The sequence below is a fragment of the Streptomyces sp. NBC_00829 genome, assembly GCF_045161795.1.
Taxonomy (GTDB): Bacteria; Actinomycetota; Actinomycetes; order Streptomycetales; family Streptomycetaceae; genus Streptomyces.
The window spans coordinates 4,793,690-4,807,135 of record NZ_CP108867.1 but is presented as its reverse complement, the minus strand read 5'-3'; the positions used below and the strand labels follow the sequence as shown (position 1 = coordinate 4,807,135).

General features: G+C 70.1%; 12 protein-coding genes and 1 pseudogene. 6 read left to right on the top strand and 7 right to left on the bottom strand.

Features of this window, described 5'->3' with window-relative positions; translation table 11 throughout:
- The first annotated feature begins 7 nt into the window (after positions 1-7).
- The gene (locus OG293_RS21240) at positions 8-454 is read left to right on the top strand and encodes a hypothetical protein (protein ID WP_406003664.1); all 447 of its coding nucleotides are present in this window, start codon (positions 8-10) and stop codon (positions 452-454) included.
- Between the two features lie 110 nt (positions 455-564).
- On the opposite strand, the gene ppc is transcribed toward OG293_RS21240, so the two are convergent.
- Entirely contained in the window at positions 565-3,294 is a 2,730-nt protein-coding gene (gene ppc, locus OG293_RS21235; RefSeq protein ID WP_406000362.1) for a phosphoenolpyruvate carboxylase, read from the bottom strand.
- A gap of 212 nt (positions 3,295-3,506) precedes the next feature.
- On the opposite strand from ppc, the gene OG293_RS21230 reads away from it, so the two are divergent.
- The 3 genes from OG293_RS21230 (at position 3,507) to OG293_RS21220 (ending at position 7,096) form a co-directional block, all read left to right on the top strand.
- Entirely contained in the window at positions 3,507-4,487 is a 981-nt protein-coding gene (locus OG293_RS21230; RefSeq protein WP_406000361.1) for an acyl-CoA desaturase, read from the top strand.
- Positions 4,484-5,176, top strand: a complete 693-nt coding sequence (locus tag OG293_RS21225) for a TetR/AcrR family transcriptional regulator (protein ID WP_406000360.1) — start codon at positions 4,484-4,486, stop codon at positions 5,174-5,176. The genes OG293_RS21230 and OG293_RS21225 overlap by 4 nt, the downstream gene beginning before the upstream one ends.
- A gap of 180 nt (positions 5,177-5,356) precedes the next feature.
- Positions 5,357-7,096 (top strand): FG-GAP repeat domain-containing protein, encoded by a 1,740-nt coding sequence (locus tag OG293_RS21220; RefSeq protein ID WP_406000359.1) that lies wholly within the window; start codon positions 5,357-5,359, stop codon positions 7,094-7,096.
- Between the two features lie 81 nt (positions 7,097-7,177).
- Here the strand turns inward: OG293_RS21220 and OG293_RS21215 are convergent.
- A pseudogene (locus OG293_RS21215) lies at positions 7,178-7,349 on the bottom strand (glyoxalase); the annotation flags it as partial.
- Positions 7,334-8,170, bottom strand: a complete 837-nt coding sequence (locus OG293_RS21210) for a trans-aconitate 2-methyltransferase (protein ID WP_406000358.1) — start codon at positions 8,168-8,170, stop codon at positions 7,334-7,336. The pseudogene OG293_RS21215 and the gene OG293_RS21210, both read right to left, overlap by 16 nt.
- Before the next feature lie 131 nt (positions 8,171-8,301).
- Between OG293_RS21210 and tamR the strand changes: the two genes are divergently transcribed.
- Positions 8,302-8,799 carry a MarR family transcriptional regulator TamR gene (gene tamR, locus OG293_RS21205; protein ID WP_108149161.1) on the top strand — a complete coding sequence of 166 codons (498 nt, stop codon included), beginning with the start codon at positions 8,302-8,304 and terminating at the stop codon, positions 8,797-8,799.
- Here the strand turns inward: tamR and OG293_RS21200 are convergent.
- Positions 8,758-9,534, bottom strand: a complete 777-nt coding sequence (locus OG293_RS21200) for a LuxR C-terminal-related transcriptional regulator (RefSeq protein WP_406003663.1) — start codon at positions 9,532-9,534, stop codon at positions 8,758-8,760. The two genes, tamR and OG293_RS21200, sit on opposite strands and share 42 nt — an antisense overlap.
- 244 nt (positions 9,535-9,778) lie before the next feature.
- Here OG293_RS21200 and OG293_RS21195 point away from each other — a divergent pair, with 244 nt between their 5' ends.
- Entirely contained in the window at positions 9,779-10,003 is a 225-nt protein-coding gene (locus OG293_RS21195; protein WP_406000357.1) for a hypothetical protein, read from the top strand.
- A gap of 143 nt (positions 10,004-10,146) precedes the next feature.
- Here OG293_RS21195 and galK read toward each other — a convergent pair whose 3' ends face one another.
- The 3 genes from galK to galT are packed head-to-tail and all read right to left on the bottom strand — an operon-like array spanning position 10,147 to position 13,255.
- Positions 10,147-11,253, bottom strand: a complete 1,107-nt coding sequence (gene galK / locus OG293_RS21190; protein WP_406000356.1) for a galactokinase — start codon at positions 11,251-11,253, stop codon at positions 10,147-10,149.
- Positions 11,250-12,215: a UDP-glucose 4-epimerase GalE gene (galE, locus tag OG293_RS21185; protein WP_406000355.1), complete on the bottom strand. Its 966-nt coding sequence runs from the start codon at positions 12,213-12,215 to the stop codon at positions 11,250-11,252. Before galE ends, galK begins: the two co-directional genes overlap by 4 nt.
- Positions 12,212-13,255: a galactose-1-phosphate uridylyltransferase gene (galT, locus tag OG293_RS21180; protein WP_406000354.1), complete on the bottom strand. Its 1,044-nt coding sequence runs from the start codon at positions 13,253-13,255 to the stop codon at positions 12,212-12,214. Before galT ends, galE begins: the two co-directional genes overlap by 4 nt.
- Between the last annotated feature and the right edge of the window lie 191 nt (positions 13,256-13,446).

Genomic DNA, 13,446 nt, shown 5'->3' with positions numbered 1-13,446 from the left:
GACTCGCATGCTCCACCACGGCCGCCGTGCCGCGACGGCTTGCGTCGCCCTGCTTCTGGTGGCGGCGGGCTTCTGGGCGTCGTGGGGCACGGCCCAGCACGTCCTGCTCGCGAAGGGCCGTGAGCACGGCACGATCACGGTCGTCCGCTGTAGCGACGACACCTGTACCGGCCCCTACGACCCCGAAGGTCCTCCGGCGATCCGCGGCGGCATGACGATCGAGAAGTCGGTCGCGGTGAAGAACGGCGCGAAGCTCCCGGTCGTGGTGAAACCGGACACGAACGAACTGGTCCTCTCCGGCACGGCCGGCGCCCTGCACGCCTGGGTCCCGATGGGAGGGGCGCTGCTGCTCGCCGGTCTGGTGATCGGCGGCGGCCTGCGGCTGACCCGCCTGGCCTGGGCGACGGCCGCGGCGGGCGGCGCACTGCTGATGGGCGCGTTCCTCGCGTTGTAGCCGGCCCCGGGGAAAGAGCCGGCTCCCGCGCGCGTTCCCCGTGGTGTGGCCGGACGGGCGAAGAGCCTGCCTTCGCCCGCCCGGCCGTAGGGGGCGCGCCCCCGTTCGTCTCAGCCCGTGTTGCGCAGACCGGCGGCCACTCCGTTGACCGTCAGCAGCAGAGCCCGCGACAGCAGCGGGTCCGGCTCCTCGCCCCGCTCGGCCGCCGCGCGCTGGCGGGCCAGCAGCGAGACCTGGAGGTAGGAGATCGGGTCCAGGTAGGCGTCACGGATGGCGAAGGTCTGCTGAAGGGCCCGGTTGGAGTCGAGCAGCCGCTCGCCGCCGGTGATCCGCAGGACTTCGCGCACGGTCAGCTCGTGCTCCGCCTCGATCGCGTCGAAGACATGCTTCAGCTCCTCGGGGACGAGCGTGTCGACGTAGTGGCGGGCGATCCGCAGGTCCGTCTTGGCAAGCGTCATCTCGACGTTCGCGATGAAGTTCCGGAAGAAGTGCCACTGCTCGTGCATCTCGTCCAGAACGGTGTCCTGACCGGCCTCACGCAGCGCCTTGAGGCCCGAGCCGACACCGAACCAGCCCGGCACGATCTGCCGTGACTGCGTCCAGCCGAAGACCCACGGGATGGCCCGCAGGCCGTCCAGGCCCGCCCCGCTGTCGGGGCGGCGGGAGGGGCGTGAGCCCAGGTGCAGGTCGGCCAGCTGGTCGACCGGTGTGGAGGCGAAGAAGTACGCGGGCAGGTCCGGGTCCTCGACCAGGCGGCGGTAGGCGTCGTGTGCCGCGTCCGAGACGGTGTCCATCGCCGCGTCCCAGCGCGACAGCGCCTCGTCGGACTGGCGCGGCGCGGTGTGCAGCGCCGAGGCCAGGAGGGTGGCGGCGACCGTCAGCTCCAGGTTCTCCCTGGCCAGCGAGGGGATCAGATACTTGTCGGAGATGACCTCGCCCTGCTCGGTCACCTTGATCTCGCCCTCCAGGGTGCCCCACGGCTGCGCGAGGATCGCGTCGTGCGAAGGGCCACCGCCGCGGCCGACGGTGCCGCCGCGGCCGTGGAAGAGCCGCAGCCGTACGCCGTGGCGGTGGGCGACGTCGCGCAGCCTGCGCTGGGCCCGGTGGATCTCCCACTGCGAGGTGGTGATGCCTCCGAACTTGGACGAGTCGGAGTAGCCGAGCATGACTTCCTGGACGTCGCCGCGCAGGGAGACGAGCCGCCGGTAGGAGGGGTCGGCGAGCATTCCGTCGAGGATGACGTCGGCGGCCTTCAGCTCGTCGGTGGTCTCCAGCAGCGGCACGATGCCGATCTTCGCCCAGCCGGCGTGCAGGTCGATCAGCCCGGCCTCGCGGGCCAGGACGGCCGCCGCGAAGACGTCGTCGGCACCCTGGCACATCGAGATGATGTACGACTCGATGACCTCGGGCCCGAAGTGCTCGAAGGCTTCCTTGACGGTGTGGAACACGCCGAGGGTCTTCTCACCGGCCGCGTCCAGCGGCGCGGGCGTGGGCGCCAGTGGGCGGCGCGAGCGGAGCTCCTTGGCGAGCAGTTTCTGCCGGTACTCCCGCGGCATGTCGGCGTAGCGCCAGGACTCCTCGCCGAGGCGGTCGAAGAGCTGCCCGAGCGCGTGGTGGTGCGCGTCGGCGTGCTCGCGCACGTCCATGGTGGCGAGCTGGAGTCCGAAGGCGGCGAGCGTGCGGATCGTACGGTCCAGGCGGCCGTCGGCGAAGAGCCCGCCGCGGTGCGCGCGCAGCGACGTCTGGATCAGGGCCAGGTCCTGGACCAGTTCGGCGGTGCCGAGGTAGTCGCGGCCCGTCTCGTGGGGGGTGCCCTTGGCAAGGCGCTCGCGGGTGTTGACGAGCTTCTGCCGGATGCAGGTCGCCTTGAGGCGGTAGGGCTCCTCGGCGTTGAGCCGCTTGTAGCGGGGGCTGATCTCCGGCAGCCGTTCCAGGTCGCTCTGGAGCGAGCCGAGCAGTTCCTCGCTCGCGCCGGTGTAGCGGATGGAGTTGGAGAGCAGTCCGCGCAGGCCGTCTATGGCTTCGAGGGCGTCGGTGATGCCGTGCTCGTGCTGGAGGATGAGCACGTCCCTCGTCACCGCGGGGGTGACATTGGGGTTGCCGTCGCGGTCGCCGCCGATCCAGGTGCCGAAGGTCAGGGGCCTGGTGTCCGCGGGCAGTTCGACGCCGACGCGCTGCAGCTCCGCGGCGAGGTCCTCCAGGACGTCGCCGACGGCGCCGGCGTGCAGCTCGTCGAGGTAGTAGATCGCGTTGCGCGCCTCGTCGGCGGGCTCGGGGCGCACGACACGCAGCTCGTCGGTCTGCCAGATGAGGTCGATGTTCTCGGCGAGCCGCAGGTCGTGGCGGCGCCGGTCGGCGGGGCTGACCGGGGTTTCGAGGAGCTCGGCGATCCGGCGCAGCTTGTTGAGGACGGAGCGCCGGGCGGCCTCGGTGGGATGGGCCGTGAACACGGGCCGCACGTTGAGGTTCCTGACCGTTTGGCGCAGGTGCTCGGGGTCGGCGTCCTTGAGCTGGTCCGCGGTGCGGGAGAGGAGTCCGCCTTCGGCGGCGCGGCGCTCGCGCATCTCGTGGCCGCGGTGGACCTGCTCGGTGACGTTCGCGAGATGGAAGTAGGTGGAGAAGGCCCGGACCAGCTTGGCTGCGGTCTCCAGGCCGGTGTCGCCGAGCAGCTCGGCTGCTGCCTCACCGTCGCTGCGCGTGAGTGCGCGCACCCGCTCGACGAGGTCGAGGAGCTCGGGGCCCTCCTGCCGGACGAGGGTCTCGCCCAGGAGGTCGCCCAGTCGGCGGATGTCGGTGCGCAGCTCGGGACTGGCGGTGGGGGTCTGGTCGGCACTGCTCACAGGTGCGGCTCCTTGCAGTGTTTGAGCACGTCTGGAGGGTTCTGGAGGCTGCGGACCGCGCTGTCCGACGTCACCCAGGATAGGTGTCCATTTCCCTGACGTTATCCACAGGTCTCTTGCCGCGGGCCTCCGCACTGCCATACTTACGATGCCGTAGGTTACGCATCCGTAACGCGGCTTCTGATGTAGCTCTCACCCCACAGGGGACCCTCATGACAACAAGCCCCGAACTGCTCGACGACGCCCCTGAGACGCCGCCGGCCGATCTCCCGTATGCCACGCTCAGCGGGGACAGCAAGCGGTCGATCGAGCAGATCGCCCTGCTGCTGTTCATCACGGTGCCCTTCGTCGCGGTGCTCGCGGCGGTGCCGCTGGCCTGGGGCTGGGGTGTCAGCTGGCTCGACCTGGGCCTGCTGGTGGCGATGTACTACATCGGCTGCCACGGCATCACGATCGGTTTCCACCGCTATTTCACCCATGGCTCCTTCAAGGCGAAGCGCCCGCTGCGGATCGCGCTCGCGGTCATGGGCTCGCTGGCTGTCGAGGGCCCGCTGGTGCGCTGGGTGGCCGACCACCGCAAGCACCACAAGTTCTCCGACGCCGAGGGCGACCCGCACTCCCCCTGGCGCTTCGGCGAGACGCTGCCCGCGCTGATGAAGGGCCTGTGGTGGGCTCACATCGGCTGGATGTTCGACGAGGAGCGCACGCCGCAGCACAAGTACGCCCCGGACCTGATCAAGGACCCGGCGCTGCGCCGTATCTCCCGTGACTTCATCTACTGGACGGTTCTCTCGCTGGCGATCCCGCCGCTGGTGGGTGGTCTGGTGACGATGTCGTGGTGGGGCGCGTTCACCGCGTTCTTCTGGGGTTCGCTGGTCCGGGTCGCGCTGCTGCACCATGTGACCTGGTCGATCAACTCCATCTGCCACGCGGTCGGCAAGCGCCCCTTCAAGTCCCGCGACCGCTCGGGCAATGTCTGGTGGCTGGCGGTGCTGTCGTGCGGCGAGTCCTGGCACAACCTCCACCACGCGGAGCCGACGAGCGCGCGGCACGGTGTGCTGCGCGGGCAGGTCGACTCCAGCGCCCGGCTGATCCGCTGGTTCGAGCAGCTGGGCTGGGCGTACGACGTCCGCTGGCCCGATGCGTCGCGGATCGACGCCCGGCGCAAGAGTGAGCCGGCCGACGCGGCATGATTGACGACGTGGCGATCGACGGCAGTAGCGGCAGCGGTACGGACAAGAAGCGGCCCTCCGGGAGCCGCCGGGCCCGTCGGGTCCGGATGACCGGGGCGGAGCGCCGCGAGCAGCTGCTGGACATCGGCCGCACCCTGTTCGCCGAGAAGGGATTCGAGGGCACGTCGGTGGAGGAGATCGCCGCGAAGGCGGGGGTCTCCAAGCCGGTGGTGTACGAGCACTTCGGCGGCAAGGAGGGGCTGTACGCCGTCGTGGTGGACCGCGAGATGCGCCAGCTGCTCGACATGGTCACGAGCGCGCTGACCGCGGGGCATCCGCGTGAGCTCCTGGAGCAGGCGGCTTTCGCGCTGCTCGACTACATCGAGACGTATACGGACGGGTTCCGCATTCTGGTCCGTGACTCGCCGGTCGCCCAGTCGACGGGCACTTTTGCCTCGCTGATCAGCGATATCGCGACGCAGGTCGAGGACATCCTCGGCCTGGAGTTCAAGGCCCGCGGTTTCGACCCGAAGCTGGCCCCGCTCTACGCCCAGGCGCTGGTGGGCATGGTCGCGCTGACGGGCCAGTGGTGGGTGGACGCACGGCGGCCCAAGAAGGCCGAGGTGGCGGCTCATCTGGTGAACCTGGCATGGCACGGACTCGACGGTCTGGAGCAGAAGCCGCGGCTGATAGGTCACCGCAAGAACTGACGCCTCAAGGGCCTCGTATTGCGCTTCCTGTCCAGGATTCCCCGGTTATAGAATCCGGGAACATTCCGGGGATCGGTTCGCCACTCGCTTGTGAGCAACTGCGAACGTCTTCAACCCGGTTCCACCAATTTTCCCCAGGGGGGGACTTTGTCTTCAGTGGAGCCCGGCCGTTCCGTCGGCATGCGTGCACGACGCGCCCGCCGGACCGCGGCCTGCACCGCCCTCGCCCTCTCGGCCGGCATGTTGCTGGCCGTGCCCGCGGCGGCGGACGACACTCCTGCCCCACGCCCGCTGGTCGAGCAGACCAGGCCGAAGACGGAGCAGCCGAGGCTGACGCTCCCGAAGCCCAAGGCGAAGGCGGACGCCCAGCGCCTGGCCGCCGCGGCCGAGGACGTCCCGGTCGCCAAGCCGCGCGCCGACGTCGACGGCGACGGCTTCAGCGACCTTCTGTACCGCGGCCAGGACGGCAAGATCTATCTGTCGCCGACCAACGGCGACGCGTCGAGGCAGTACCCCTTCGACGCCGGCGTGTACCAGGACTCCAACGAGACCTACAAGGACATCTTCTCCGTCGCCGGTCTTGAGCAGAACAACCCGGTCCACTTCACCCTGTCGGCGCACGGCAGGCTCTCCGCCTACCGCAGCTCCGCCAACCAGGCCGTCATCATCTGGTCCGGCACGGGCTGGCAGGGCTACAACAAGGTGTTCTCGCCCGGTGATCTGACCGGTGACGGCAGCGGCGACATCCTCGCGCGCACGCCGACGGGTGACCTGTACCTGTACCGGACCACGCCGGGAGCGGCAGCTCCCATGGCCGCCCGGGTGAAGGTCGGTTCCGGCTGGGGCGGGTACGACCAGCTGATCGGCATGAACGACGTCAACAGCGACGGCATCGCCGATCTGTTCGCCCGTACCCCGGGCGGCGAGCTGTACTTCTACTCCGGCAGCCCCGGCTCCCCGGCACTGTTCAAGCCGCGCGTCAAGGTCGGCTCCGGCTGGAACGGCTACAACCAGATCCTCAGCCTCGACGACCGCAGCGGCGACGGCCTCGGTGACCTGGTGGCGCGTACGCCCGCGGGTGCGCTGTGGACGTACGAGTCCACCGGCACGGGCGCGTTCCTGCCCCGGGTGGAGGGCGGCACCGGCTGGAACGCGGTGACGCAGTTCGCCGGGGCGGGCAACATCCCGAACTGGGGCAAGGACGAGCTCCTCGGCCTCGACACCAAGGGCACGCTGTTCTCGTACTACGTGACGAACAACGGGCTGCTCAGCGCGCGCAGGCAGGGAAGCGAGGTCGGCGGCTTCCAGGGCTCGAAGCTCACCTTCGCCTCGTCCCTCGACAGCAACGGCTTCGCGGACATTCTTGAGCTGTACAACGGCACCCTGTACAACCTGAGCCACACCTCGGGTCAGCTGCAGACCATCGGTACCGGCTGGGGCATCTACAACCTCCTGGCCGGCCCCGGCGATCTCGACGGCGACGGCAAGGGCGACCTGCTGGCCCGCGACGGCTCCGGCGCGCTGTGGCTGTACCGCGGCAACGGCACCGGCACGGCGTTCGCCGGGCGCCTCAAGGTCGGCACCGGCTGGAACACCTTCAACAAGCTGGTCGGCGCCGGAGACGTCAACGGCGACGGCCGCGGCGACCTGGTCGCTCGCGCCACGGACGGCAAGCTGTACCTGTACGCGGGTACGGGCGTGGCCTCCGCGCCGTTCAAGGCGAAGTCGCTGATCGGCTCGGGCTGGAACACGTACAACAAGCTGGCCTCCCCGGGCGACATCGACGGCGACGGGCGGGCGGACCTGCTCGGCGCCAACGCTGCCGGGGATCTGTACCGCTACACCGCCAACGGCACGGGCGCCTTCAACGCCGGTGCGAAGATCGGCGGCGGCTGGAGCACGTACAGCACGCTGTACTGATCCATGACGCGCGGCACCGCTCGCCGCGCGGAGCGCCCCGTCTCTCCGGTCCTTCCGGCAGGGCGGGGCGCTCCTTTGCGCTCAGGCCGCCCCCATGGCCGCCGGCTCCAGGAATTCGAGCCGGTTGCCGACCGGGTCGTCGCAGTAGAAGCGGCGGTGACCGGGGAGGCTGTCGTCCCAGACGACCTTCGCGCCGCGCTCCTCAAGACGCGCCGTACGCCTCGATCCCGGTGACCCTCAGGCCTGGGTGGGCCACAGTCCCTTTCGTGCGACGGCGAAGATGCGGCGGAACGGGAACACCGTGCCGTGCGGGCCCGGCGGGTAGGCCTTGCGGAGCAGATCGCGGTACTGCCCGAGGAATTCCTCCGCGGAGTCGGGATCGTCGGCGAGTTCGGTCAGGACCGGGCGCAGGGCCGTGCCCTTGACCCAGTCCAGGACCGGGTCCTCGCCGGTGAGGAGCTGGAGATACGTGGTCTCCCAGGCGTCTGCCTCGCAGCCGAGGTCCACCAGGCGGCCGAGATAGTCGGCGGTGTCGAGTATGTGGACATAGCGGCGGCCGTGGTCGCCGAGGCGTCGGCGCCACTGCGGGGTGTCGCAGAGTTCGCCGAGGAGGGCGTGGCTTGGTGAGGTGAAGTTGCCCGGGACCTGGAAGGCGAGGGTGCCGCCGGGGACGAGGCCCTCGATCCAGGCGGGGAAGGACTCCGGGTGGTTGGGCACCCATTGCAGTGCCGCGTTGGACACGATCAGGTCGTACGGCTCGGTGGGCGTCCAGTGCGCGGCGTCGGCGGTCCGGAAGTCGAGCCAGCCGCCGCCCGCTGTGGTGCCTGCGTGTTCCTTCTCGGCGATGGCGAGCATCTCGGGCGAAAGGTCGAAGCCGGTGATGTGGGCGGTGGGCCAGCGGTCGGCAAGCAGTGCCGTGACATTTCCGGGGCCACAGCCGATGTCGGCGATACGGGCGGGCCGGTCGCTGTTCGGCAACTCCGTTATTCGGGTGAGCAGGTCGGCGAACGGCCGGGTGCGGTGCCCGGCGTGGCGCAGATACTGTTGCGGATCCCAATGCGGTTCGGAATGCATGGTGGAGCCCCCTTGCTGGAACGGTGCGCCGAAACGGAACGATGTTCCGGCCCGACCATGCCCAAGCGTGCGCCCGAATATATCTTGATGTCAAGAGACTTCATATCGAGGGACCCTCTACACTGATCGACATGGAGGACGAGGTCGATCGACTGGTCGCAGCATGGCGCCGTGAGCGCCCCGACCTCGACGTGGAACCGCTTGAGGTGCTCAGCCGCGTCTCCCGGCTCGCCCGCCATCTCGACCGCGCGCGCCGACTCGCCTTCTCCGAGCACAATCTGGAGCCGTGGGAGTTCGACGTGCTCACCTCGCTGCGGCGCGCGGGGGCTCCGTATCAGCTCTCGCCGGGCCAGTTGCTGACCCAGACCCTGGTCACCTCGGGCACGATGACCAACCGCATCGACCGGCTCGCCAAGAAAGACCTGGTGGAACGGCTGCCCGACCCCAGCGACCGGCGGGGTGTCCTGGTGCGCCTCACCCCCGAGGGGCGGGATCGCGCCGACCAGGCGCTGGCCGGGCTGCTCGCGCAGGAGCGCGCGATCCTCGCCGAACTGTCCCGGGCACAGCGGGCCGAACTGGCCGCGCTGCTACGCCAGTTGACCGCCCCGTTCGACAACGTCCCCGGCTAGGTCGACGGGTCCGACACCGGCGCGGCGCGCAAGGGCGACCGCGGCAAGCGTGGAGTGCACACCCAACTTGCCCAGAACGTTCTGCATATGTGTACGTACGGTGTGCGGGGACAGGAAGAGGCGCTCGGCGACGGCTTTGCGCCCCAGGCCCGCGACCATGCAGCGCAGTACCTCTCGCTCGCGAGGGGTGAGCGACTCGACCAGCCGCTCGCTCTCGGTGCGGTGCTTGCGGGCCGCGGTCAACTCCCGCAGGACGCCCGTGAGCAGGGCGGGCGGCAGATGCGTCTCATCCCTGAGCACACCTCGTATCACCGCGAGCAGCCGCTGGAGCGAACAGTCCTTGGCGACCCAGCCCGACGCTCCGGCCTGGAGCGCGAGGGCGGCCCGGCGCGGGTCGTCCTTCTCGGCGAGCACGACGGTACGGATGGCGGGCTGGCCGGAACGGACCCCGGCGACCAGGGAGATGCCGTCGACGAGGCCCTCCTCGCCGTTGTCCGGCACGGCACGCGCGACGACGGCGCGGGCGCCGGGCACCGGCTGGGTGCCGAGGTCGGCATCGACGAGCATGACATCGAATCTGCGCCCGTCGGCAGCCGCGCGCTCCAGACACCGCAGCGCCGCGGGGCCGCTGCCTGCCGCGGCGACGTCGACATCGGGCTCCGCCGCGAGGGCGGCAGCGAGCGACTCGGCGAAGATGCGGTGGTCGTCCACCACCAGGACCCGGATACGAACCACAGACACCCCCAGTGTCGGAGGACGGACCGGCGCGGATACGGCGCCCGGAGAAATGGGGTGGTACAGCGGTCGCTCGGCCGCCGCCGTGCTGTGACTGATACCCCGCCCCGGGCGTCGTACCCGACTGTCTCGCCCCCTGATCAGCACCGGCCCCCACCGGTGCTGAGCATCAGAGTACGGGCGGGGGCCGGGAGCGGAAGGCTATTTGCAGAACTGATGGGCCGGGCTGTTTAGGGTGTGCTTCATGTTTCGTATTGAGGCAGAAGTCGACAAAGATCGGCGCAGGTTGCTCGGCGAGCGGCTGGAGAACAGCAACGCGGAACGGTCACCGGCGATACGCGGGTTGCGCGGTACGCCCTTCCAGGCGCCGGAGTTCTACCGGAAGCAGGGGTACGAGGTGGTGGGGCGGGTGGCGGAGTATCCGCCGGGGGCGGCGGAGTTCGTGCTGACGAAGCGGTTGGGGGAGTGACGGGTCCCCCAACCCGCCCTTCCCGAAGCCGGGGCCGCCGCCCCGCGATCGGGGCGCGAGCCCGGGGGCCCGAGAGCAAGGCCGCCGGGCACCCATGAGCCTTGGGCGACCGGGGGCGGAGCCCGGGAAACACGGTCCGGCCGTCAGGCCAGCCGCCTCGCCCCCGCCGACGGGATCGCCGTGAAGATCCTCGGCTCCCCGAACCCCTCCCCCGCGAACGCCTCCCGCACCGACTTCCGGATCGTCGCCGACGCCGACACATCCGTCAGGACGATCGCCGAGCCGCCGAACCCTCCGCCCGTCATCCTCGCGCCCACGGCCCCCGCGGCCAGCCCGGTGTCCACCACCAGGTCCAGCTCGGGGCAGGAGATGCGGAAGTCGTCCCGCAACGACGCATGGCCCTCCGTGAGCACCGGGCCCACGGCACGGACCTCGCCCGCCTCCAGGTGGGCGACCACTCGCTCGACCCGGTGGTTCTCGGTCACGATGTGGCGCACCAGTCGGCGCACCTCCTCGTCCTCCAGCCGGGCCAGCGCCGCGTCCAGATCCTCGTACGGCACGTCCCGCAGCGCCGGTACGCCCAGCGCCGCCGCCCCCGCCTCGCAGCCTGCGCGGCGTTTGCCGTACTCGCCGTCGCTGTGGGCGTGCTTGACCTGGGTGTCGACCACCAGGAGTTCAAGGCCGTGGGCCGCCAGGTCGAGGGGGATCTGGCGCTGCGACAGGTCCCGGGTGTCCAGGTGCAGCGCGTGCCCCTCGGTGCAGCACGCCGATGCCGTCTGGTCCATGATCCCGGTGGGGGCGCCCACGTAGACGTTCTCGGCGCGCTGGCAGAGCCGGGCCGTCCGCCATCGCTCCAGGCCAAGGCCGTACAGGTCGTCGAGGGCCAGCGCGGTGACGACTTCCAGCGCGGCCGAGGAGGACAGCCCCGCGCCGGTGGGGACCGTCGACTCGAAGTGGAAGTCGGCCCCGCCCACCGGATGGCCCGCGTCCCGCAGCGCCCAGACGACGCCCGCCGGATAGTCGGTCCAGTGGCCGGGGCCGCGCCCGGGCGCGAGGTCGCCGATGCGGAGTTCCACCGCGCCGCCCCCGACATCCGAGGAGTGCAGCCGCAGGAGGCCGTCGTCGCGTCGTGAGGCCGTCGCGACGACGGTGTGCGGCAGCGCGAAGGGCATCACGAAGCCGTCGTTGTAATCGGTGTGCTCCCCGATCAGATTCACCCGTCCGGGGGCGGCCCACACACCTTCGTTCATGACGTGTTCTCCCTCTCCTGGGCGAAGTCCCAGGCGTCCGACACGATGCCGGCCAGATCCGGGCGGCTGGGCTGCCAGCCGAGGCGTTCGCGCGCGGTGGCCGCCGAGGCGACCAGGACCGCCGGGTCGCCGCCGCGCCGCGCGGCCACGACCTCCGGCACCGGGTGTCCGGTGACGCGGCGCGCGGTCGCGATGACCTCGCGCACCGAGAAGCCGTTGCCGTTGCCGAGGTTGCAGATCAGGTGCTCCCCGGCGCTCGCCGCGCCGAGGGCCAGCAGATGGGCCTCGGCGAGGTCGGCGACATGGATGTAGTCGCGCACGCAGGTGCCGTCCGCGGTCGGGTAGTCGTCCCCGAAGACGGAGATCGACTCACGCCTGCCGAGCGCGACCTGGAGCACCAGCGGGATGAGGTGCGACTCGGGGTCGTGCCGCTCGCCGCATGTGCCGTACGCGCCCGCCACGTTGAAGTAGCGCAGGGACACCGCGGCGAGTCCGTGCGCCGCCGCCTCCCCGGTGATCATGTGGTCGACGGCCAGCTTGGACGCGCCGTACGGGCTGGTCGGGGCGGTCGGGTCGGTCTCCGTGATCGGGGAGGAGACCGGTTCGCCGTAGGTGGCCGCCGTCGAGGAGAACACCAGTGTGCGCACGCCCGCCGTGCGCATCGCGGTGAGCAGTTCCATCGTGCCGCCGACGTTGTTCGCCCAGTACTTCTCGGGCTTCACCACGGACTCGCCGACCTGCGAGAACGCCGCGAAGTGGAGTACCGCGCCGTAGGAGGAGTCCAGCCATTTGGCGGCGTCGTGGACGTCTCCCTCGATGAATTCCGCGCCTGCCGGGACGCCTTCGCGGAAGCCGGTGGAGAGGTTGTCGAGGACGGTCACTTCGTGGCCCGCCTCCAGCAGGTGCTGCGCCACCACGCTGCCGACGTATCCGGCCCCGCCCGTCACCAGGTACTTGCTCACTCGCTCGCTACCTCTCGCAGTCGCTCGGCCGCGGTCTCGGGCGGCACGTCGTTGATGAACACGCTCATACCGGACTCCGAACCCGCCAGGAACTTCAGCTTGCCGGAAGTCCGGCGAATGGTGAAAAGCTCGAGATGCAGTCCGAAGTCGTCGCGGCCGGCTCCGGCGAAGGGCGCCTGGTGCCAGCCGGCGATGTACGGCGTCGGCGGCTCCCCTTCCCCGAAGATCCGGTCGAAGCGTCTCAACAGTTCCAGATAGATCTGTGGGAACTCTGTGCGCGCCGCCTCGTCCAGCGCCCTGAGATCGGGCACGCGCCGGAGCGGGTACAGGTGCACCTCGTACGGCCAGTGCGCGGCGTACGGCACGAAGGCGATCCAGTGCTCGCCCTCCAGCACCACCCGTACGCCCTGATCCCGCTCGCGTTCCACCAGGTCGTCGAAGAGGTTGCGGCCGGTCCTCTCGCGGTGCTCGGCGGCGGAGCGCAGCATCAGCTCCGTCCTCGGCGTCACGAACGGGTAGCCGTAGATCTGTCCGTGCGGATGCCCCAGCGTCACGCCGATCTCCGCGCCCCGGTTCTCGAAGCAGAAGACCTGCTGCACCTGCGGGAGTTCGGCGAGTTCGGCTGTGCGGTCGGTCCATGCCTCCAGGACCAGTGCGGCCTGCTCCCTGCTGAGGTCGGCGAAGGAGGCGTCGTGGTCGGAGGTGAAGCAGACGACCTCGCAGCGTCCCTCGGCACCGGCGAGGGAGGGGAAGCGGTTCTCGAAGACGACGACGTCGTAGTCGGCGGCGGGAATCTCGCTGAGCCGGCCGTCCCCGGAGGGGCACAGCGGGCACTGGTCGGCGGGTGGGTGGTAGGTGCGCTCCTGACGGTGCGAGGCGATGGCGACCGCGTCGCCCAGCAGCGGGTCGCGGCGTATCTCGGCGCTGGTGGAGATGGTATCGAGGGGCCGCCTGTCGACGGCATCGCGCACGGCGTCGTCGCGACGGTCGTAGTAGTGCAGCTCACGACCGTCAGCGAGCCGGGTCGACGTCTTCTTCACTCTGGATCTCCCTCGGCCCCCAACAATCAGAATCGAACACAACAAACCACAAGTCAACAGTCATCGTCAATGGACGTGCGGTACGCGCTCACCTCAGGACACGCCTACCAGCCCGATCACAATCCAACAGTGAACCTCAACAGAACTGTTCAGCTGATGAATGTGAGGGCGCGGGTTCCGGTTCGATGGCT